Origin of the sequence: Bacillus sp. BB51/4 (assembly GCF_008368845.1) — a bacterium.
Lineage (GTDB): Bacteria > Bacillota > Bacilli > Bacillales > Bacillaceae_G > Bacillus_A > Bacillus_A wiedmannii.
In genome coordinates this window covers 151508-173255 of sequence record NZ_QOSC01000007.1, presented here as the reverse complement: position 1 = coordinate 173255, position 21748 = coordinate 151508, and the positions used below count along the sequence as shown (strand labels likewise).

The 21748-nt window shown below is 34.7% G+C and carries 17 protein-coding genes and 1 pseudogene; 11 read left to right on the top strand and 7 right to left on the bottom strand.

Annotated elements, in window-relative coordinates; translation table 11 throughout:
• Positions 1 to 163 precede the first annotated feature (163 nt).
• The 6 genes and pseudogenes from DN392_RS31360 to DN392_RS08635 all read left to right on the top strand — a co-directional run.
• A pseudogene (locus DN392_RS31360) lies at positions 164 to 1207 on the top strand (HAMP domain-containing protein); the annotation flags it as partial.
• A complete protein-coding gene (locus DN392_RS31355; RefSeq protein ID WP_435555053.1) occupies positions 1199 to 2146 on the top strand; it encodes a methyl-accepting chemotaxis protein in 948 nt (315 codons plus the stop codon). The pseudogene DN392_RS31360 and the gene DN392_RS31355, both read left to right, overlap by 9 nt.
• Positions 2147 to 2224: 78 nt before the next feature.
• Entirely contained in the window at positions 2225 to 3826 is a 1602-nt protein-coding gene (locus DN392_RS08650) for a sensor histidine kinase (protein WP_000747343.1), read from the top strand.
• Positions 3823 to 4530, top strand: coding sequence for a response regulator (locus DN392_RS08645; RefSeq protein WP_000598660.1), 708 nt, complete (start codon positions 3823 to 3825; stop codon positions 4528 to 4530). The genes DN392_RS08650 and DN392_RS08645 overlap by 4 nt, the downstream gene beginning before the upstream one ends.
• A gap of 122 nt (positions 4531 to 4652) precedes the next feature.
• Complete coding sequence (locus tag DN392_RS08640; RefSeq protein ID WP_000512727.1) at positions 4653 to 5999, top strand: 2-hydroxycarboxylate transporter family protein; 1347 nt, start codon at positions 4653 to 4655, stop codon at positions 5997 to 5999.
• Between the two features lie 59 nt (positions 6000 to 6058).
• A complete protein-coding gene (locus DN392_RS08635) occupies positions 6059 to 7258 on the top strand; it encodes an NAD(P)-dependent malic enzyme (RefSeq protein ID WP_000892416.1) in 1200 nt (399 codons plus the stop codon).
• Between the two features lie 297 nt (positions 7259 to 7555).
• Here DN392_RS08635 and DN392_RS08630 read toward each other — a convergent pair whose 3' ends face one another.
• Together DN392_RS08630 and DN392_RS08625 are read right to left on the bottom strand one after the other, a co-directional pair.
• Positions 7556 to 8080 carry a DUF4871 domain-containing protein gene (locus tag DN392_RS08630; protein WP_071743356.1) on the bottom strand — a complete coding sequence of 175 codons (525 nt, stop codon included), beginning with the start codon at positions 8078 to 8080 and terminating at the stop codon, positions 7556 to 7558.
• A gap of 115 nt (positions 8081 to 8195) precedes the next feature.
• Positions 8196 to 9122 carry a DMT family transporter gene (locus DN392_RS08625; protein WP_001063914.1) on the bottom strand — a complete coding sequence of 309 codons (927 nt, stop codon included), beginning with the start codon at positions 9120 to 9122 and terminating at the stop codon, positions 8196 to 8198.
• Positions 9123 to 9242: 120 nt separating this feature from the next.
• Here DN392_RS08625 and pdxR point away from each other — a divergent pair, with 120 nt between their 5' ends.
• A complete protein-coding gene (gene pdxR / locus DN392_RS08620; RefSeq protein WP_064057375.1) occupies positions 9243 to 10643 on the top strand; it encodes a MocR-like pyridoxine biosynthesis transcription factor PdxR in 1401 nt (466 codons plus the stop codon).
• Positions 10644 to 10675: 32 nt separating this feature from the next.
• Here the strand turns inward: pdxR and DN392_RS08615 are convergent, their stop codons facing one another.
• From DN392_RS08615 to DN392_RS08605, 3 genes are all read right to left on the bottom strand, one after another.
• On the bottom strand, positions 10676 to 11188 hold the full coding sequence (locus DN392_RS08615; protein ID WP_000351216.1) for a GNAT family N-acetyltransferase: 513 nt from the start codon (positions 11186 to 11188) through the stop codon (positions 10676 to 10678).
• A 145-nt stretch (positions 11189 to 11333) separates the two neighbouring features.
• A complete protein-coding gene (locus DN392_RS08610) occupies positions 11334 to 12797 on the bottom strand; it encodes a sensor histidine kinase (protein WP_000041034.1) in 1464 nt (487 codons plus the stop codon).
• Between the two features lie 65 nt (positions 12798 to 12862).
• The gene (locus DN392_RS08605; protein WP_000238952.1) at positions 12863 to 13534 is read right to left on the bottom strand and encodes a response regulator transcription factor; all 672 of its coding nucleotides are present in this window, start codon (positions 13532 to 13534) and stop codon (positions 12863 to 12865) included.
• Positions 13535 to 13863: 329 nt separating this feature from the next.
• Between DN392_RS08605 and DN392_RS30715 the strand changes: the two genes are divergently transcribed.
• Entirely contained in the window at positions 13864 to 13986 is a 123-nt protein-coding gene (locus DN392_RS30715) for a hypothetical protein (protein ID WP_001068388.1), read from the top strand.
• 344 nt (positions 13987 to 14330) lie between these two features.
• On the opposite strand, the gene DN392_RS08600 is transcribed toward DN392_RS30715, so the two are convergent.
• Both DN392_RS08600 and fdhD read right to left on the bottom strand, forming a co-directional pair.
• On the bottom strand, positions 14331 to 14837 hold the full coding sequence (locus DN392_RS08600; RefSeq protein ID WP_000405878.1) for a GNAT family N-acetyltransferase: 507 nt from the start codon (positions 14835 to 14837) through the stop codon (positions 14331 to 14333).
• Between the two features lie 230 nt (positions 14838 to 15067).
• Complete coding sequence (gene fdhD, locus DN392_RS08595) at positions 15068 to 15874, bottom strand: formate dehydrogenase accessory sulfurtransferase FdhD (RefSeq protein ID WP_000529227.1); 807 nt, start codon at positions 15872 to 15874, stop codon at positions 15068 to 15070.
• Between the two features lie 300 nt (positions 15875 to 16174).
• Between fdhD and fdhF the strand changes: the two genes are divergently transcribed.
• The 3 genes from fdhF to DN392_RS08580 all read left to right on the top strand — a co-directional run bounded on the left by fdhF (position 16175) and on the right by DN392_RS08580 (position 21634).
• Positions 16175 to 19111, top strand: a complete 2937-nt coding sequence (gene fdhF, locus DN392_RS08590) for a formate dehydrogenase subunit alpha (RefSeq protein ID WP_088321547.1) — start codon at positions 16175 to 16177, stop codon at positions 19109 to 19111.
• A gap of 12 nt (positions 19112 to 19123) precedes the next feature.
• Positions 19124 to 19606, top strand: a complete 483-nt coding sequence (locus DN392_RS08585) for a helical membrane plugin domain-containing protein (protein WP_001040518.1) — start codon at positions 19124 to 19126, stop codon at positions 19604 to 19606.
• Between the two features lie 156 nt (positions 19607 to 19762).
• Complete coding sequence (locus tag DN392_RS08580; RefSeq protein ID WP_001164728.1) at positions 19763 to 21634, top strand: glycerophosphoryl diester phosphodiesterase membrane domain-containing protein; 1872 nt, start codon at positions 19763 to 19765, stop codon at positions 21632 to 21634.
• Positions 21635 to 21748 lie beyond the last annotated feature (114 nt).

Genomic DNA, 21748 nt, shown 5'->3' with positions numbered 1-21748 from the left:
AAGCTGAAGTTCTCTTATTTTTTATGATTAAATATTTAGAAGTAGTGAATATGTAAAAATGCATAATTGACAAAAAAATTACATGTTATCATTATATATTGTTTTATATATGTTATTTGTATAAAATTACACAAGTATCCACATTACATAAAGGAGGATTATTATGCAAAAAATATTTAACTGGGTTAAATGTATGAGTATTAAGAAAAAATTAATCATTTCATTTTTTCTTATTTTAACTATACCAGGACTTATTATCGGTGGTGTTTCATATCAAACTGCCAAAATAAATTTTGAACAACAAATTACAGGTAAAGCAAAGGAAAATATTTCAGTTTTAAATACTGTTATTTCTCAAAATATAGAAGAGAAATTTGTTGATGCGGCGTACTTTGCAGACATTTTAACAGAGGATACATATCCAAACGGACAAGAAGAAATAGTAAGAACGAAGTTAGCGCAATATATAAAACTTCATCCAGAAGTAGAAGGTATTTATATTGGAACACAGGCAGGAAAGTTTATAAGAGAACCATTTATCCAAATGGCTGATGGGTATAATCCAACAGATAGATCTTGGTATAAAGAAGCACATGAAAATAAAGGGAAAGTAATTGTTACTGCACCATATCAATCAGCATCTACTAAAAATATGGTAGTGACAATTGCTAAAGAAGTAAAAGATGGTAAAGGTGTTATAGGAATTAACTTAAATTTAGATAACATCTTAAAAATTTCCAAAATGATTAACATTGGTGAAAAAGGTTATGCAGTTATTCTAGATCAAAATAAGCAAATTGTTAGTCATCCCTCTAGAAAACCAGGTACAAAAGTTACTGATCCGTGGATTAAACCAATTTATGAAGAAAAACAAGGAAATGTGTCTTATACAGAACAAGGTGATAAAAAGAATTTAATCTTTGCAACAAATGAGAAAACAGGATGGAAAGTAGTCGGGGTTATGTTCGACGAAGAAATTACCCAAGCTGCGAATCCAGTGTTTTATAAGACTTTGATTGTCATTGCTATAGCTATTGTATTTGGTAGTGTATTAATTTATTTCATTACAAAGTCTATTACAAGACCATTAAGAAAAATAGCTGACTCGGCACATAAAATTAGTAAGGGAGATTTGACAGAGAAAATTACAATCCATTCCAAGGATGATATAGGGAAATTAGGGAATTCATTTAATGAAATGTCTGCCTCTTTACAAGATGTGATTACTCAAATTAGTTTTTCAGCAGAACATGTCGCTGCATCGGCTGAAGAGTTAACAGCGAGCGTACAGCAAGCAAATGATGCGACAGATCAAATTACAATTGCAATGGAACAAGTATCAGGTGGGGCTGAGTCACAAAGTCAAGGTGTTGAAGAAGGTGCGGCTACATTACAACAGGTAAATACAGCAATTCAAGATGTAACTGGAAGCGCGGAATCAATTTCTATCTCCTCATTACATGCGAGAGAAAGAGCTGAAGAAGGGGAAGAATTGGTTGAACAAACAGCAAAACAAATGCAGTCTATTTCTAGATCGGTATCCGAGTCAGATGCCATTATTAAACTTCTTGATGAGAAATCAAAGCAGGTAGGAGCTATTTCTGAAGCGATTCAAAACATCGCTACTCAAACGAACTTATTAGCTTTAAATGCGGCTATTGAAGCGGCAAGAGCAGGTGAACAGGGCCGAGGGTTTGCTATTGTAGCTGATGAGGTTAGAAAATTAGCGGAGCAATCAGGAGAATCATCTGGAGAGATTGCAAATTTAATTGCAGAAATTAAGGCGGATATTGAACATACTGTTAAGGCGATGGATAATGTGAATGGAGAAGTTCAACAAGGCCTTGATGTTGTAACAAAAACGAAAGCAAGTTTTACGGAAATTTTAATTTCTACTACACATATTGTTTCTCAAGTTAATCAAATGGTAGAAACAACGAAGAGAATTGCTGGAGATGCAAATGAAGTGACAAATGCTATTGATGAAATTGCAGCGGCTGCAGAAGAAAATACAGCTAGTATGCAAAGTGTTGCTGCTTCAACAGAAGAACAAGTGAATTCAATGGAAGAAATTAGTTCAGCTTCGCAAAACTTAGCTGGGATGGCCGAAGAACTACAAGTGATGACTAGTAAATTTAAAGTATAATAACAGCAGATAAGTAAGGTGATATTATTTTCACCTTACTTATTTTTCTATTCAGCAATTAGGGGAGTCATTAACGGGATGAAAAAAAGAAGAAGACTATGGAATTTATGGAAAACGATTACATTGTTAGTTTGTACAGTTGTAATTTTTTCTTTACTTGTGACAGATATATTAATTAGTCATAATGTAGAACGGACGACGGAGGATAGCCAAGCAGAGAAAGCAAAAACAATTGCACACATTGTGGCGAATGATTCAATTGTAATCGATGGTTTGATTGGAAAGGCAGATACTTCTGCAATCCAAACGTATACAAATAGAATATTAAAAAACACAGGTGTTCAATTTATTGTAGTTATGGACATGAATGGAATAAGAAAATCACATCCAAATCCTCAAAAAATAGGCCATCATTTTATTGGGGGAGATGAAGGGCCTGCATTGAAAGGAAAGGAACATGTATCGCTGGCAGAAGGAACTTTAGGTATTTCAATGCGAGTGTTTGTACCTGTATTTTCTGAAACAGGTGAACAACTTGGAGCGGTGGCCGTTGGTATTTCAGCAGATAATGTAAAAGAGAGAGTTAAGGAAAGTAGACATATCATTTACATTGGTGTCGGAGTTGGAGTACTAGTCGGAATCATAGGAGCAATATTGCTAGCTAGACATATAAAGAAAAGTTTATTTGGTCTTGAACCTCACAGGATAGCGAAAATTCTTGAAGAAAGAAATACGATGCTACAATCTGTAAAGGAAGGTATTATTGCTGTAGATAAAGAAGCCAATGTAACTTTAATAAATAATGAGGCAAAACGATTGTTTAAGAAAAGTGGACTTGAAGAAGATTTTATCGGTAAAGATGTTGAGTTGTATATGCCTAATTCACGTATAAAAGAAGTATTACAAACGGGAGAGATACAATTAAACGAAGAACAAAATATTTATGGAATTACGATTGTGACGAATCGTGTCCCTTTATATGTAAAAGGAGAAATAGTTGGTGCAATTGCAACATTTCGTGATAAAACAGAGATTAGAAAATTAGCAGAAGAATTAACTGGTATTAGGCTATATGCGGAAGCATTACGGGCACAATCGCATGAATTTATGAATAAAATGCATGTCGTATTAGGGCTTACACACATGAAGCAGTATGAAGAATTACAGAAGTATATAAGCGGTATGGTATCAGAGCATCAATATGAAATTGGTGGGGTTATGAAAAGAATAAAAAGTCCAGTATTTGCTGGCTTTTTACTTGGAAAGCTTAGCTATGCTAGAGAGAAAAATATAAAATTAATCATAAGTGAAGATTCTTACATGCCGGAAATGGATGATGAAAGTATTACTCATGAACTGATTACGATTGTCGGAAATTTAATTGATAATGCATTAGAGGCAGTGACGAATTGTGAAAAGAAGCAAGTTGAAGTTGAGATACAATATGGGGATACATTAACCATTACAGTACAAGATACGGGAAAAGGTATACAAGAAGAAATAGGGGTATTATTTACGAAAGGTTATTCCACAAAGGGAGATAACCGCGGTTATGGTTTGTATCTTGTAAAAGAAAGTATACAGCGAATAAATGGGGAAATTCATATGCATTCATTAGTAGGAAAGGGAACAACGATAACAATTGAAATACCTAAAGGTAGGGATGAGAGGCAAATATGATTAAAGTTTTAATTGTAGAAGATGACCCGATGGTAGCGATGTTAAATACGCATTATTTAGAGCAAGTAGGAGGGTTTGAACTTGTTCAAGCAGTTAACTCCGTTAAAGAAGCGATAGAAGTATTAGAGGAATCACGAGTAGATTTAGTATTACTTGATATTTTTATGCCTGAAGAAACTGGATTTGAGCTTTTAATGTATATTCGCAACCAAGAAAAAGAAATCGATATTATGATGATTTCAGCTGTACATGATATGGGGAGTATTAAAAAAGCATTACAATATGGTGTAGTAGATTATTTAATTAAACCATTTACATTTGAACGATTTAAAAAGGCGTTAACTATATATCGAGAAAAACTTACTTTCATGAAAGAACAACAAAAAATTAGTCAATCGGAATTAGATTCGTTAATTTTGCCAAAAGAAAAAAGAGAGCCTACTGTCACTAAAGAGCTTCCGAAAGGATTAACGAAGCAAACGATGCAATTAATTTGGCAGAAGATCGAGTCGCTGAATGGACGAGCGTTTACAACAGATGAAATGGCGCAATTAGTTGGAGTTTCAAGAGTTTCTATTCGAAAGTATGTAATGTTTTTGACTGAAATTGGAGTATTAGAAAACGAAATGGTGTATCAACACGTAGGAAGACCAGTGAGTAAATTAAGATGTATTGACAAAAATAAAATAGAGTTTTACGTATAAGCGACTTATTATAAGTCGCTTATACTTTTTTTAATTACAAAATCAATTACAAAACTTACAAAAACTATTTTTACTATTGAAAGCGTTTTAATATTGTTATTAAGAAAACAAGGGGGTGCCATATGGGAATTCAAAAGAATGTGGAAGCGGTATCATTTTCTGAAGGAAATGAAGTACAAAGAGAATCTTTAGCTTCTAAAATTATGAATGTAAAAATCGGTGTTATACCTTTACCGTTATATGTAGTATTGGCTGCTATTATTTATGGGGCATCTGTATATAATAAATTGCCAGCAGATATGATTGGTGGATTTGCAGTTATTATGATCATGGGTATTTTCTTAGGCGACATTGGAATGAGAATTCCAATTTTAAAAAATATCGGCGGTCCGGCAATACTTTCGTTATTTATTCCATCATTACTTGTATTTTTTAACTGGATGAATCCAGCTTCAATGGAAGCTGCGACTATGTTAATGAAAAAATCGAACTTTTTATATTTATATATTTCTTGTTTAGTAGTCGGAAGTATTTTAGGAATGAATCGTAAAGTATTAGTACAAGGTTTCGTTCGTATGTTTATACCTTTAGTAGTAGGGACGTTAGCTTCTGTAGCAGTAGGATTATTGGTCGGTTCACTATTTGGGTTTGAAATGAAGCAAACATTTTTCTTTATCATCGTACCAATTGTGAGTGGTGGTATTGGGGAAGGGATTTTACCATTGTCGCTAGCTTATAGTGATATTTTAAATGAATCATCAGCAACGTTTGTATCACAGCTTATTCCAGCGGCTATTATTGGAAATATGTTCGCAATCGTGAGTGCAGGGTATATGAAGCGTTTAGGTGAGAAGAAACCGGAACTTAGTGGTAACGGTGTATTAGTGAAAACAGACAATCAAGCCGAGTTATTAAAAGAACAAAATACAGAGAAGCCAATTGACTTCTCATTAATGGGAGCAGGTTTATTAATTGCGTGTACGTTCTTCATCTTCGGAGGATTTGCTTCTAAGTTCATCGGTATTCCTGGGGCAATCATTATGATTTTCTCAGCAGCACTTGTGAAATACTTTAAATTAATGCCAGCAAAAATGGAGCAAGGAGCATTCCATTTATATAAATTTATTTCAAAGAATTTAACTTGGCCGTTAATGGTTGGATTAGGATTGCTATATATTCCGCTAAAAGACGTAGCAGCAGTTCTTTCAGTAGGATATGTTGTTGTGTGCGCATCAGTTGTTCTTACAATGGTAGCATCAGGTTTTCTTGTAGGGAAAGTGATGAAAATGTATCCAGTTGAATCAGCAATTGTAACGGGATGTCATAGTGGTTTAGGTGGAACTGGAGATGTTGCTATTTTATCAGCTTCAAATCGTATGGAATTAATGCCGTTTGCGCAAATTTCAACACGTTTAGGCGGGGCAGCAATGGTTGTAACAGCGACAATTTTATTAAAAATGTTTTCATGATCAAACAAGCTAGCTATATTCATATAGCTAGCTTGTCAAATTAAGGGGAGAATATAAGTATGTTAGAAAATCAAATTAATGAAAGATCATTGTTATTGCATAAAGAATTAGTAGGGAAAATTGAAATTACAAGTAAAGTAGAAGTGAATTCAGCGGATGATTTAAGCCTGACATATACACCAGGTGTAGCGGAGTCTTGCAAAGCAATTGCAGCAGATGAAGAAACAGTGTATGACTATACAGCACGTGGTAATATGGTGGCAGTTGTCTCAGATGGAACAGCAGTACTTGGTTTAGGGAACATTGGACCGAAAGCAGCTATGCCTGTTATGGAAGGAAAGAGTATTTTATTTAAGAAATTTGCGAATGTAGATGCTTTCCCATTATGTTTAGGTACGACTGATGTGGATGAAATCGTTACCCTTGTGAAAAATTTAGAGCCTACGTTTGCAGGAATTAACTTAGAAGACATTGCGGCACCACGCTGTTTTGAAATTGAAAAGCGATTAAAAGCAGAAACGAATATTCCTGTATTCCATGATGATCAACATGGAACAGCTATTGTCGTCTTAGCAGCTGTTATTAATGCATTAAAAGTTGTTAGCAAACAAATGGATAATGTGAAAATTGTTATTAACGGTGCGGGTTCGGCAGGAATTGCAATTGGAAAATTATTATTAAAAGCTGGTGCAAAGCGCATTACGTTAGTTAGCTTAGAAGGTATTGTTTGTGAAGGTGAATCATGGATGAACGAAGCACAAATTGAAGTTTCCAAAAAGACAAATCGAGAATATGTGCGTGGAACGTTAAAAGAAGCGATTCATCAAGCTGATATTTTTATTGGCGTATCTGCTCCTAACGTATTAACGAAAGAACTTGTACAAACGATGAATGAGAAAGCAATTGTGTTTGCTATGGCGAATCCAATTCCAGAAATCTTCCCAGAGGATGCATTAAAGGCTGGGGCAGCTGTAGTAGGAACCGGGCGCTCAGATTATGCGAATCAAGTAAATAATGTATTGGCGTTCCCAGGGATATTCCGTGGTGCGTTAGATGTGCGCGCGACTGATATTACAGAAGAGATGAAATTAGCGGCAGCATATGGGATCGCTAACATCATTACGGACGAAGAACGTAATGCGAATTATGTAATCCCGAATCCGTTAGATAAAAGAGTTGTTCCAAGTGTTGCGGAAGCTGTAGCGAAAGCAGCCATTGATTCAGGTGTGGCGCAAATTATGAAAATACCAAGTTATTAATAGCTAAAAGCAGTGCCTAAAAAGGCACTGCTTTTTTGAGATAAGAAATCAAAATAATGAAGAAGTGTAAAATTATTTATTTGTGTTTCTTCACTATTTATTTAATTCCATTGCAACTTGTTTACCATTTACTAAAACCTCAGTTACTGCTACAATCACTTCTATCATTTTTTTCATCTCTCATCTCTCCTCGTGTCATTTCTTATTTTAAGTATAAGAGAAGAGAGATACTTCAACTATCGAAGTACATGACGTAGAAATTACATTGTTGTAAGAAAGTGTTTTAGTTTTGTCACTTTACTCAGCAGTAATTACAAACTGATCATAATATTTTTCATTCACATATATATTTAATACCCATAATCCAGGTGAAGGTAGTGACATAGTGAGAGGAAGTTCGTTTGTAGTGGAATCAATTGTATTTGAAGTAGTCCAAGTTGGTTTGGAAGTTTCTTGTTGAAAGAGTACTGGTGTTGGAGTTACTGATCCTTGTTTTAGTGCAATAATAGATAGTTTTCCAGTTGGCATTTCAGGATCTAAAAAGTACCACATTATTTCATTTTTTTTATTTACGATAATAGGGCTATCAGCCATTGCAATTTTTTCTTCGATGCCTTTTAAAGGTATTTTTTCTTGTATGAAGGAGGGGGTTTCTTCCCAATTTACATCTTTTAAAACGCTAAGATGAAAGAAGGAAGGTGCATTAACTTGAGTGGATGACGTGGCGATGGCTTCTTTTTTAGGTGCTTCTGAATCAGGTTGCACTTGTGTGCATCCAGCGATGAGAAAAGAGAAAAGTAGCATAGTTCCAATTTTTTTCATGGTGTCACACTCCTAATTTTTATTGTTAGTGTAATTGTATTTGCTAGAAAGCGGGACAATTCCTTTAAAACGTCAAAAGAGGTCGTAAGTTTTGTACGACCTCTTTTGACATTTTTTATATTTGTTCAGTTGAAAAGGTAGGTTCATTCTCTTTTTGCGGCATCGTTAAGAAAATAACAGAAAGAACGATACATACGCCGCCTAATAATTGATAGGCTCCAAAGGATTCATTCAGCCAAGCGATTGAAACGATGGCAGCTACAAGTGGTTCAATGCTAGATAAAATGCTTGTTTCTGTTGCTGCTAAATATTTCAGACTACCGATATAAAGGAGGAAAGAAAGAGTGCCACTTATGATGATAAGAATAAGCATAGAAAAAGTTTTTTGTGTAAAAGTTTGTGAAAGCTGATTCCATTCAAACGAGCGATTACAAATAAGCAGGGCAATGCCACCGATTAACATCCCCCAGCCAATTACTACAGTTGTTCCGCATTCTTTAATAAGAGAAGCTGGATGAAGGGTATAAAATGCAAAGCCAATTGCTGTTAATAGGCCGAAAATAATGGCTTCTTTCGATAAAACAATATTTTCAATTGAACCGTTTGTAATAATAAAGTACGTTCCTGTTAGGGCAGTTATAATTGCAAGTAGTTGCATAGAAGCAGGGAATTTTCTTTGTCCAAATGCGACATAAATGGTAATAAGAACAGGGCCAAGAAATTGAAATAATGTCGCTGTAACCGCGTTACTAATATGAACTGTTTCAATAAAGGCGTATTGCGCACCGAGCATGCCGAGAATAGAGAAAATAATAAGTTGTATAGAATGTCTAGGATGTTTCCAAATTTGAAATATGTTTTGTTTCTTTATAAGCAAGAAAGATAAAATAAATATTCCCGCAAGCAACAAGCGAATTGTTAAAAAATCAATTGATGATACGTTAGTATGTTGAAATAGCCACTGAATCATCGGGCCAGATAATCCCCATAAGGTAGCTCCTGTAATAATCATAATGAGTCCAATCCGTCTATTGTTGTTCATAATCATGCATCCCCTCTCGAGTATTTGATTTTTTATGTGTGACATGATACAAGGAATTATATATAACTTCTGGTACTGTAAAAAGTATCAGATTTTAGTTTTATTAAGGGGTCAGATATTATGTTAGAATTAACGCCTAATTTAAATACGAAAAGTAAAATAGCATTGTATGTGCAATTGTATGAGTATATAAAAAAAGAGATTAAAGATGGAACGATTCCGGCTTTTACAAAATTACCTGCTAAAAGAAAGCTGGCGAGCTATTTACAAGTGAGTAAGAATACAGTAGAAGCGGCTTACGAGCAATTACTTGCAGAAGGTTATATTGAATCGGCATCGAGAAAAGGTTATTTCGTATGTAAAATTGAACAAATGATTTATGTAGAAAGAAGCGAAGCGAAAGTAGAAGAAGTATCGTTTCGGGAGGAGAACTATAAATTTGATTTCACCCAAACAGGGGTTGATACGGATACTTTTCCGTTCACTACGTACCGCAAGCTTATAAATGATGTATGGCAGCCACATAATAATGAGTTACTTTTTCTTGGACACCCTCAAGGGGAATTGAGCTTAAGGGAGGAAATTGCGAACTATTTGTATGAATCTAGAGGTGTGCGTTGTTCAGCTAGCCAGATCGTATTAGGGGCGGGTACACAAATATTAGTAAAGCTACTGTTTCAATTGTTAAAGGGAAGCAATTATGCAGTTGAAAACCCAGGTTATCACAGGAAAATGGTTGTTTTTGAACAGGGAGAAAAGAAGGTTCAAATGTTGTCTTTAGATAGAGACGGAATTTGTATGGCAGAGTTAGAAAATAGCGATGCAAATGTTGTATTTGTAACTCCTTCTCATCAGTTCCCATATGGAATGATTATGCCTATTACGAGAAGGACGCAGCTTTTACAATGGGCAAAGAAAGAAGAAGACAGGTATATTATTGAAGATGATTACGATAGTGAATTCCGTTATTCAGGAAAGCCAATTCCGGCACTACAAGGATTAGATACAGATGGGAAAGTTATTTATATGGGGACGCTATCAAAAGCTTTGTTGCCCTCATTACGGATGAGTTATATCGTATTACCGAAGAATTTAATTAAAAAGTATCAAAAGGAATATTTATTTTATACGCAAAGTGTTTCAAGAATGGACCAAGAAGTGATAAGAAGGTTTTTAAATGAAGGCTATTGGGAAAAACATATTCATAAAATGCGTGTCGTTTACCGAAAAAAGAGGGATCGACTTGTTTTTGAAATAGAGAAGTATTTCTCTAATCGTGTTGAAGTGATAGGAGAAGATTCTGGATTACACATTTTATTACAAGTGCATAATGGAATGCGAGAAGAAGAGTTAATTAAAGAAGCTGCAAAATATAGTATTAAAATATATCCTGTTTCTACGTACTATAAAGACGGTACTGCGCCTGAAAATGTAGTTTTACTTGGGTTTGCAATTTTATCAGAAGACGAAATTGCGAAAGCGATTCAATTATTACATAAGGCATGGTATACAAGAAAGTAAAAAACATCCTCCAGGCATGAGGATGTTTTTTATTATTTATTTTCATCTAAGAATAAGACCATATGCTCTTCGTCCCAATACTGTCCGTTATATTTCAGTGAACGTTCTTGTACACCGAATGTTTTAAAACCTAATGATTCATAAAGTTTCTTCGCACCATCGTTGCCAACAACAACATCAAGCATAACTTGTTCCACCTCTAAAGATTTAGCAAGTTCAAGACATTCTTTAATAAGTGCTTTTCCTGCTCCAAGTCCGCGTGCTTTTGGAGAAACATATACAGAACCGATTTTAGCTTTATGTTCTTGTTTTACATATGGTTTCGTTTCCAGTGTTGCAACCCCGATTAATTGTCCATCTTTAAATGCACCTAGCGTATAGTTTTCATCTTGTGCTAATTTTTGTGCTTTATATTCAATCGCACACTCTTTATTAATAATATCTTCATAAGAAGAGCTGAAAGCTTCAGGGTTTTGCTTTAACCCTTCTACACGAAGTTCTAAGTAAATTTCCGCTTCGTCTTTTGTTAATACATGGATATCCAATTGTATCACCCTCCAAATCTTTGCAAATGTACCTTTATTTTATATTGAAATAAGAATAATTTCAAAAGCTTAGCTTATATGAGCTGATTTTATGAACAAAATAACACCAGTAGTGTTTACTACTACTGGTGTTTTCACACGCATCTTATTCAAAAGGTAGCTCGATTCTAAAGTTTGTTCCTACTCCTAATTGGCTTGTTACTAGAATGGAACCGTTATGCAATTCTACAATTTCTTTTGCAACAGCTAGCCCAATACCTTTTCCTCCAGTAGCTCTCGTTCTCGATTTATCAACACGATAAAAACGATCAAAAATATGCGGGATATCTTCTTCAGGAATACCTTCTCCCTCATCGTCTACATTTATTGTAAAATAATCTGTTTCCGTGAGTACACGTATCGTAATAGATGTGTTTTCTGGCGAATGTTGATAAGCATTGTGTAATAAATTTAACATAACTTGTTCCATACGTCTTTCGTCTATGCAAACTTCTAAATCATCTTTGCAATATACATGGAGTTGCATTTGTTTGTTAGTTAATGTTGTTTTTGTTTTTTCAACCATTCGTTCTAAAAATGGTTGAAGAATCACTTTTTGTTTTTTTATAACAAACTGATGTTGTTCTAATTGCACCAGCATAAATAAATCTTGGACGAGATCGGTTACACTATCTGTTTCATCCTCAATGATTTGTAAGTATTCTTCACGCTCTTCTTTCGTTAAAGAGTCTCTCTTTGCTACCTTCGCATAACCTTTCATATAGGTTAATGGAGTTAATAGTTCATGGGCAACACTAGCGAGAAATTCATTGCGTTCTTTTTTCATATAAGTCAGTTCACTAGATAAATCTTCAATCGTTTTTGCTAAACTTCCAAGTTCATCATTCCGTTTAATACCTAATTGAATTGGTGTATTTAATTTTGACATTTTTTCTGTTGCCCTCTTCATTTTTATAAGCGGTTCTGTAATAACACGAGAAAAAACAAAGACAGAAATAGTCGTTAAAATAATTGTCAAAACACTAATGATAAGAAATTGATTCATGAGTTTAAGTAACATATTTTCTAAGAAAGATGTCTTTAATAACATATACAACTTACCTTGAAATCCTTGAAGTTCCAGCGGGCTTACTGTTGAGATGAATTTTGATTTTTTCCAGTTTTTTTCATTGATTAATCCACCTTCTGGGATAGTCTCTGTTTTACAAGTAAGTTGTTTTTGCATTTCTTTTGTTACAGGTTCTGAGGTAGAAATAATTTTGCCGTTATTGTCCGTTATAATGATAGCTATATCAGAGTTAGCAATTAATTCTGATTCAACTAAGTGTTCAGCCGCAGTGTTGATATCAAACTCGGGGTACATAGCACGTTTAGGCCGTTTACTGTGTTCAGCGCTTTCCATGAGTTTCTTTTCTTTAGAATATACATCCCACTTCGCGCGTTTTTTAATAATTTTACTATAGCGATTTCCTTTCTCTAAAAGAGCAAGTGTTTCTTCCTCAATGCGCATTGTTGAAATGCTTTTGTAAAAAGATACAAAAGCAATTGTTTCAATACATAAAGCTAATATTAAAAAGTATGTCCCAACTTTAAGTGAAAGTTTACTCATTTTCTCACCATACCTTATTTCATATAAAGGGTCAGTGGTATACTATTGTCCACTGACCGAAGTAATTATTCACTTTTCCATTTATATCCGACTTTATAGACAGTTTCTAAGTAATCTTCAACAGGAAATCCTTTTTTGCGTAATTTATCGCGGATATTACGAATATGTGAATCGATTGTTCTATATTCAATGTCTGTTTCATAACCCCAAATTTTTTCGATTAAATCATCTCGGCTATAAGCACGGTTTGTGTTTTGTAAAAATAATCCAAGTAACGAAAACTCGATAGGTGTCAGGGAGATTTTTTCATTATAAACTGTGACAGTATGTTTCGTTTTATCCCACTCGATACCATTGAAGCTAACAAATCCATCTTTCTTTGTACGACGTAATATAGCTTCGATTCTTGCGACTAATACATGCTCATCAAATGGTTTTGTAATATAGTCATCTGCGCCCATAGTGAGACCTTTCACCATATCGTAACTTTGATTGCGGGCTGTTAGCATAATAATTGGAACGTTGGAAATTTGACGGATTTGATAGCAAGTATCCCATCCATCCATATTCGGCATCATAACATCTAACAAAATAATATCGAAGTCTTTTTGTTCTATTAACTTTAGTGCTTCAAGGCCAGAGGTAGCTTTCATACAAAAATAGCCACGAGGACTTAAGAACAAATCTAATAATCGTAACATGCGTTCTTCATCGTCTACTAATAAAATTTTAACCATAATATTGTGCACCCCAAACTGTTCATTCTACTTGTATAGTTTACATGAAAATAATAAAAAACTCTTTTTATGTGATTGAGTGGAAGAGTTATTTTTCGCTCAGAGTAATTGACATAAAAAATGCACTAGTTTTGCACAACTATTTCTTATAATAGAAAACGTAGCGACACAAAATACCCTATGTTGCGACATAACGTCATGTCATTTTATTTATAAAATGACAATTCCATTCTATTGTGTATGTGAGATAGAGAGGGTTTTCGTATTCACCTCGCATCGGATAAGAAAAATTTCCTATCTCACACTTTTTTTAAAAGGAGATCATACACATGAATCCAAAAGAAGAAATTTCAAAAAAAGAAAAGCAAGATCGTAATACGGTTGTCATGTGCATTGCCGTATCTATGGTTATTATTATAAGTTGTGTAAATAAAATTTTGGGGATTTTATAATATAAAAAAGCTTATTGCTTCTTAAGAAGCAATAAGCTTTTTTCGTTATTAGGGGAATAGTTCTATATAATAAACCAAGGTAAAATGGCTAACCCAGAAGTTACAATTGCTGTAGTAAATATTAAAAGCATAGCTCGTTTGTTTTGTTTCATGTCACATTCTCCTCTATCTATCAATTGAATGCTATACGTTCATTTCATAATTGGTGCCTCACTTTATACTTTTAGTATAATGAATGGAAAGGTTTGGTACGATCGATAAAGGTGACATGAAGATTACATTGTTGTAATGAAAAAAGCACCTTTTTTAATCAAAAGGTGCTTTTGGAAAACTATATTGAAGTATTAATCATTTAAGAACAGAACCATATGTTCCTCATCCCAATATTGACCGTTATGTTTTAAAGAACGTTCTTGTACGCCGTAAGTTTGGAAGCCTAATGACTCATATAATTTTTTTGCAGCATCGTTACCAACTACAACATCGAGCATAAGTTGTTCTACATGTAGTTTATCGGCATTTTCAATAATTGCTTTAATTAGAGCTCGTCCTGCTCCAAGGCCACGCGCTTTTGGGGAAACAAAAACGGAACCGATTTTTGCTTTATGTTCTTGTTTAATGAAAGGCTTTGTTTCTAAAGTAGAAATGCCGATTAAATCGTTATCTTTGAAGACCCCTAGAGTATACTTATCCGGATTGCTTAATCGTTTTGCCATAGCAGCTACAGGATCCTCATGTTTAAGAACATCTTCATAAGAAGAGCTAAAAGCTTCCGGGTTCTTCGTTAAACCTTCCATACAAACTTTTAAATATATTTCTGCGTCCTCTGTCGTTAATAAGCGAATTTCCATAGTTATAACCTCCTTGGTCGATTTCAAATAAAATAAATCCATTACTTCTATAAGATTGTGTATGCGTTTTGTTAGCAGTCTCTTTTAATTTGTAAAAGAATGAAAAGATATATGCTACAATGTTTTGTTTTTAATATGTAATGAAATTATATATTAACTTTATTAACTATTCAAGTCTTTAATATATTACATTTTTATAACTAAAATAACTCCTCAACCGAGGAGTTATTTTAGTTATTCGATTGATAACCATCAATTCGATGTGGATGTGTGTAAATATTGCAAGATTCGTTTCTAATAAATCCTACGACTGTAATGCCTAAATCATGAGCGAGTTGTAATGCTAATTTTGTTGGAGCGGATTTAGATAGAACCATTTCACATCCGATTTTTGAAACTTTGAGTAAAATTTCGGATGAAATACGCCCACTAAATGCAATGATTTTTCCTTTAACAGATATATCGTTGCGCAAACAATGGCCATATATTTTATCTAATGCATTATGTCTTCCGATATCCATTCTTGATAGGAGGATATTATTTCGATCACATAGCGCGGTATTGTGAACCCCGCCGGTTTGGCGAAAGGTAGTGGAAGATTGTTGTAAAGTATTCATTAAGTAAAAGCATTCTTCAGGAGTAATTTTTACATGTATATCATGTAAATCTTTTGCTTTTGCTGCATCGTTAACGAAAATGAAACCTTGTCTACCTTTTCCGCAGCAAGAAGTGATGTATCGTTTATTATATAAAGTTTGATAGAGTGGATTTACTTTTGATGATGTTACATGGACAATTCCGTTATCTTTTTGCACCCATAGTTCTTCAACATCTTTATAGGAAGCAATAATTCCTTCAGAAATTAAAAAACCAATTACCATATCTTCAATATAATTTGGTGTGCATACAACTGTTACATATTCTTCACCATTTAATTTAATAGTAATAGGAGATTCTGTAACAATCTCATCCAGTTGTTTTGAAAATGTACCAGATTGATAGCGTACAATTGTATAAGTCTCTTGCGTAGGCCCCATATTAAATTCCCCTTTTATATGTATTTCTCTCCCATATTTATCATAAAACAATGGGGAAATAAAAACACCTATTAGCAAGGAAATCACAGATTATTTTGGTTATTATTGTATATGTACGATATAATAGAACCGTAGAATAGTGATATTTTCAAGCTTTCGTAGTTATACCTTATAACATCTAGAATCGACTTCATAAGAAAAGTATTCGGGCAGAGCGTTTCAAAAATATGTACAGTAATGCGATTTTGAAAACGGATTCATAATTGTGTTGTACAGTTGGTTGTAAGGAGAGGGGAAACTATGGCAGAACAGACAGTCCGTGTAACCGTGGATGGTAAAGAATTTTCCACATCGGGTGAAAAGACGATACTACAATTATTTAACGAGAGTAATTTGGAACATCCTCAAATTTGTCATGTACCAGAAGTAGATCCAATTCAAACTTGTGATACGTGTATTGTAGAAGTAAATGGGAAGTTATTACGTGCTTGTTCAACGAAATTAGAGAACGGTATGCATATCGAAAGACAGTCCCAGCGTGCAAAAGAGGCACAGACTGAGGCAATGGATCGAATATTAGAGAATCATTTATTGTATTGTACCGTTTGTGATAACAATAATGGTAACTGTAAAGTCCATAACACGGTACATATGATGGGAATCGAAGAACAGAAATATCCGTATGAGCCGAAAGTAAGTGCTTGTGAAGTGGATATGTCACATCCGTTTTATCGGTATGATCCAAATCAATGCATTGCTTGTGGACAGTGTGTAGAAGTATGTCAAAACTTACAGGTTAATGAAACTATATCGATAGACTGGAACTTAGATCGTCCACGTGTTATATGGGATCATGGTGTAAGCATAAATGACTCATCTTGTGTGAGTTGTGGGCAATGTGTAACAGTATGTCCATGTAATGCGTTAATGGAAAAATCAATGTTAGGTGAAGCTGGATTCATGACAGGATTAAAGCCAGATGTGTTAGATCCGATGATTGATTTTGTAAAGGATGTAGAGCCTGGATATAGTAGTATTTTGGCAGTTTCAGAAGTAGAGGCTGCGATGCGTAAGACGAAAGTTAATAAAACAAAAACAGTTTGTACATTTTGTGGTGTCGGTTGTTCATTCGAAGTATGGACGAAAGATCGTCAAATTTTGAAAGTACAACCTGTTTCAGATGCACCTGTTAATGGTATTTCCACATGTGTAAAAGGTAAATTTGGATGGGACTTTGTAAATAGTGAAGATCGAATTACGAAGCCATTAATTCGCCAAGGAGATATGTTTGTTGAAGCTTCATGGGAAGAAGCATTAGAAGTTGTTGCTTCTAACATGCAGCATATTAAATCTGAATATGGCAGCGATGCATTTGGATTCATTTCTTCATCGAAAGTAACGAATGAAGAAAATTACCTTATGCAAAAACTAGCTCGACAAATATATGGAACGAATAATGTAGACAACTGTTCTCGTTACTGTCAGTCGCCAGCGACAGATGGTTTATTTAAAACTGTCGGTATGGGCGGGGATGCTGGAACAGTGAAAGATATAGCTGAAGCAGGACTTGTCATTATCGTTGGTGCGAATCCAACAGAAGGACATCCTGTACTTGCGACGCGTGTAAAACGTGCTCATAAATTACACGAGCAAAAACTAATTGTAGCAGACCTCCGTAAACATGAAATGGCAGAGCGTGCGGATTTATTTATTCATCCGAGCCAAGGAACGGATTACGTATGGCTTGCTGGTATTACGAAATATATTATTGATCAAGATTGGCACGATAAAAAGTTTTTAGCTGAAAACGTAAAGAATTTTGATGAATATAGCAAAATGGTAGAGAAATATACGCTGGACTATACAGAGAAAATTACAGGGATTTCGAAAGAAAATCTGAAAGAAATGGCTCGTATGGTATATGAAGCAGATGGTACTTGTATACTTTGGGGAATGGGTGTAACTCAAAATACAGGAGGAAGTACGACATCAGCAGCAATTTCAAATTTACTACTTGTTACGGGTAACTACCGTCGTCCTGGTGCAGGTGCATATCCATTAAGAGGACATAATAACGTACAAGGTGCTTGTGATATGGCAACATTACCAAACTGGCTTCCAGGTTATCAAGCAGTATCAGATGATACGCTTCGTGCTAAGTTTGAAAAAGCATATGGTACAACTATTCCGAAAGCGCCAGGATTAAATAATATTGCAATGTTACTTGCAGCGGAAGAAGGAAAACTACGCGGTATGTATGTCATGGGTGAGGAAATGGCTTTAGTCGATTCAAATGCGAACCATGTGCAACATATTTTAGCGAATTTAGATTTTCTTGTCGTTCAAGATATGTTCTTATCAAAAACAGCTCGTTTTGCTGATGTTATTTTACCGGCAGCACCAAGCTTAGAAAAAGAAGGAACGTTTACGAATACAGAGCGCCGTATTCAAAGATTATATGAAGTATTGAAACCGCTTGGTGATTCCAAACCAGATTGGTGGATTTTGCAAAAAGTTGCTCGTGCACTGGGCGGGGATTGGAATTACGAAAGTCCAAGTGAAATTATGGACGAAATCGCATCACTTGCACCGTTATACTCTCAAGCGACGTATGACCGTCTAGAAGGATGGAATAGTTTATGTTGGGGTAGTCATGATGGTAGCGATACACCGCTATTATATGTAGACGGATTTAACTTCCCAGATAAACTTGCTCGTTTATCATTAGATGAATGGGTACCACCGGTTGTAGCACCAGATGAGTATGATTTACTTTTAAATAATGGACGCATGCTCGAGCATTTCCATGAAGGGAATATGACGAATAAGTCGGCTGGTATTTTATCTAAAGTATCTGAAGTATTCGTTGAAATTTCACCGGAACTTGCTATAGAGCGCAATGTGAAAGATGGTGGTCTTGTGGAATTAGCATCACCATTTGGGAAAATTAAAGTACAAGCGCTTATTACAGATCGTGTAACGGGGAAAGAGCTATATTTACCGATGCATGCAACAGTAAATGAAGAAGCGATTAATATTTTAACTGGGACGGCAACAGACATTTATACGTGTACACCGGCGTATAAACAAACGATGGTGAAAATGCGTGTGTTACGTGAAAAAGGAGACCGCCCGTTACCATCTTCGAACCCGCGAGATAAAAAGCGTAATCCGCAAAATGGTGTTGAAATCGAGCAAAAGTGGCAAAGAAAACAATACGTATCACTTGTGGACTAGGGGGCGGAGATAGTGGCGAAAGAAATTACGTTAATTAAAAAGAAAGTTGTAACAGAGGAAGAACAGAAGCAGCAATTAGCAGATGAACTTCTAAATGAGCTATCTAATAATCGTGAAGCAGTAGAAGAAACAATGCAGCTTTTAGCACAGTTGCAAAAGGCTGGTATATTAGATGCGGCGATTAGTTTACTTGCTGCGAAGGAAGATGTTTCAAAGATCGCTGTGGAGCAATTAAATCGTGAACCAGTTAAAAATGCACTTAACAATATGATGGGAGCGGGGGAAGCACTATCCTCAGTTGACCCAGAAGTAACGAAGCAAATCACATCGAGTTTAGTCACTGGATTACAATTTGCAACAGATGAATTAAATAGTGGCAAAAAAACAAAAGTGATGGATTTCTTTAAAGTGTTAAAAGATCCAGATATCAATAGAGCCATTACATTCGGTTTTAGCTTCTTGAAAGCATTTGGACAAGGGTTAGAGAAAAAATAGAGTAGATGAAAAAAGTGATGGGGAGTAACCATCACTTTTTTCATTGTATGTATAAGAGTGTTCATGTTAAGCGGAATATATTATTATTAAAAAGATGGATTAGAAATGGAAATGTGGAATCCATCTCAAATATCGTTTTAGAATGTGGAGGAATATATGCAACACCGTAAAAGACTATCTATACCAGGAGTAATTGGACATTCCTTTCAAACAGTTAGATTTGCTTTTTGGAATGTATTAACCTTTCAACTTGCTTATAAATTATTAGCAGCGATTGTATTTGTCCCGCTATTTGGGATCATTTTTAATAAGTTATTGTATTTTGGTGGTTATGCAAATGCGACGAATGATGAATTATTAGCGTTTTTAAAGACGCCATACGGCATAATGGCAATCGTAATTTTATCATTGTTAGCACTGTTTCTTATCTTTACGGAATTTGCGGTGCTTATTATTATTTCGTACTTTGCTCATAAAAGGCAAAAGGTGAGATTACGTCCGATTTTGTATAAAACAGTAACGTATTTACCTTCCCTTTTTACATATTGCTTACCAGGATTTGTTTTGTACGCAGTTGTGTTATTACCACTATTAAGTACGGGGTATAAATCTGCATTGATTCCTGAGATTCAAATTCCTAATTTTATTACAGGTGAACTATTTAAGACAACAATGGGTCAAGTTGGATATTATACTTTCTTTGCTGTAGTTGCCTATTTAAATCTTCGTTGGATCTTTGTTTTACCTATTATTGTTTTAGAGGAAAAGCCGTTCCGCACCGCAGCACGAAAAAGTGCAAACTTAGTAAAAGAAAGCTTTTTTAAAGTATTATTCTTTTTAGTAGGTTTTTTCATATCTGTAGGAATTGTCTTTCTTTTATTTATAGGAATTTATTTACTTTGTCTGTGGGGAGTATATGAATTTACAAACCCAGCAGGGACATTTGCATTATTAGCGGAATCAACAATGTCTGTGTTTTTAACGAGTACATTGTATTTATTTAGCTTTATCGTGACACCATTTTATATTATGGCGATTACGCGATTGTACTTACAAAAGGTTCCAGTTGAAGATGTTTTATTAGAAGAAGGATTAGATTATTCGAAAACGAAAGCAGATAAATGTTTCTTCCAAAAACATCGTTGGAAATTTATTGGCGTATATATTGTAGGAATTATTACTGCGGGAATGGTTGTTGCCTTCATTGTGACCTTTATTACAAACACATATAAAGAACCAATTATTATGGCTCATCGTGGTTATATTTCAAAAGGTGTAGAGAATACGAAAGAAGCTGTGCAGGGGGCTATTGATGCGAAAGCAGACTATGCTGAAATTGATGTACTGCAAACGAAAGACGGTGAACTAGCAGTTATACATGATTTGAAGCTAAAACGTCTTGCTAATGCTAATGTTCATGTGTCAGATTTAACGATGGACGAGTTAAGACAGCTTACTCTTAGTCAAGATGGGTTTTCAGGACAAATAAGTACACTTGATGAGATTATTAAGCTGTCAAAGGACAAAATCAAACTTAATATTGAAGTGAAGCTTCATGGTGGCGAAAAAGATTTCGTAAACAAAGTATTAAAAGTGATTAAAGATAATGAATTTGAGAAGCAATGTGTCATTCAAACGTTACACTATCCGCTTATTAAAGAGTTTAAACGTGCAAATCCCAATATAAAAGTGGGATATATACTGTATGCAAGTAGAGCTAACTTAAAGAATGTGAAAGCTGATTTTTATGTAGCAGAAGAATACATGTTAAATAAGAAATTAGTAAAAGAAGCAAGAAAGTTAAACAAGCCGATTTACGTATGGACGGTAAATGATATGGAAAGTTTAAAGGGATATTATAAATTAAACGTAGATGGTATCATTACCGATTATCCTGAAGATGCACGTGAAACAATTAAGATGTTAAAAGAGCAAGAAGCGGAAGAAAGTGATTTGTTTGATAAAATTACTGAAACAACAGATGATTTATTTTCCAAGTTATTTATAAGTTACCCAGCTGCTGGCTAAATGCCTGCAGCTGTTTTTTTAGGAAAAGAATATATCTCTAAAGTATTGTGTACAGTAATAAGTGTATATGTATACGTCGATACTTAGGTTTCTTACATTGTTACATTATTGTCG

Bases quoted from the DNA above. Each gene is read 5' to 3' on its own strand.
- DN392_RS08625 (WP_001063914.1), bottom strand. From the start codon at position 9,122: ATGAACAACAATAGACGGATTGGACTCATTATGATTATTACAGGAGCT.
- DN392_RS08635 (WP_000892416.1), top strand. From the start codon at position 6,059: ATGTTAGAAAATCAAATTAATGAAAGATCATTGTTATTGCATAAAGAA.
- DN392_RS08610 (WP_000041034.1), bottom strand. From the start codon at position 12,797: ATGAGTAAACTTTCACTTAAAGTTGGGACATACTTTTTAATATTAGCT.
- DN392_RS08605 (WP_000238952.1), bottom strand. From the start codon at position 13,534: ATGGTTAAAATTTTATTAGTAGACGATGAAGAACGCATGTTACGATTA.
- DN392_RS30715 (WP_001068388.1), top strand. From the start codon at position 13,864: ATGAATCCAAAAGAAGAAATTTCAAAAAAAGAAAAGCAAGATCGTAAT.
- DN392_RS08600 (WP_000405878.1), bottom strand. From the start codon at position 14,837: ATGGAAATTCGCTTATTAACGACAGAGGACGCAGAAATATATTTAAAA.
- fdhF (WP_088321547.1), top strand. From the start codon at position 16,175: ATGGCAGAACAGACAGTCCGTGTAACCGTGGATGGTAAAGAATTTTCC.
- DN392_RS08645 (WP_000598660.1), top strand. From the start codon at position 3,823: ATGATTAAAGTTTTAATTGTAGAAGATGACCCGATGGTAGCGATGTTA.
- fdhD (WP_000529227.1), bottom strand. From the start codon at position 15,874: ATGGGGCCTACGCAAGAGACTTATACAATTGTACGCTATCAATCTGGT.
- pdxR (WP_064057375.1), top strand. From the start codon at position 9,243: ATGTTAGAATTAACGCCTAATTTAAATACGAAAAGTAAAATAGCATTG.
- DN392_RS08580 (WP_001164728.1), top strand. From the start codon at position 19,763: ATGCAACACCGTAAAAGACTATCTATACCAGGAGTAATTGGACATTCC.
- DN392_RS08630 (WP_071743356.1), bottom strand. From the start codon at position 8,080: ATGAAAAAAATTGGAACTATGCTACTTTTCTCTTTTCTCATCGCTGGA.
- DN392_RS08640 (WP_000512727.1), top strand. From the start codon at position 4,653: ATGGGAATTCAAAAGAATGTGGAAGCGGTATCATTTTCTGAAGGAAAT.
- DN392_RS08650 (WP_000747343.1), top strand. From the start codon at position 2,225: ATGAAAAAAAGAAGAAGACTATGGAATTTATGGAAAACGATTACATTG.
- DN392_RS31355 (WP_435555053.1), top strand. From the start codon at position 1,199: ATGTCTGCCTCTTTACAAGATGTGATTACTCAAATTAGTTTTTCAGCA.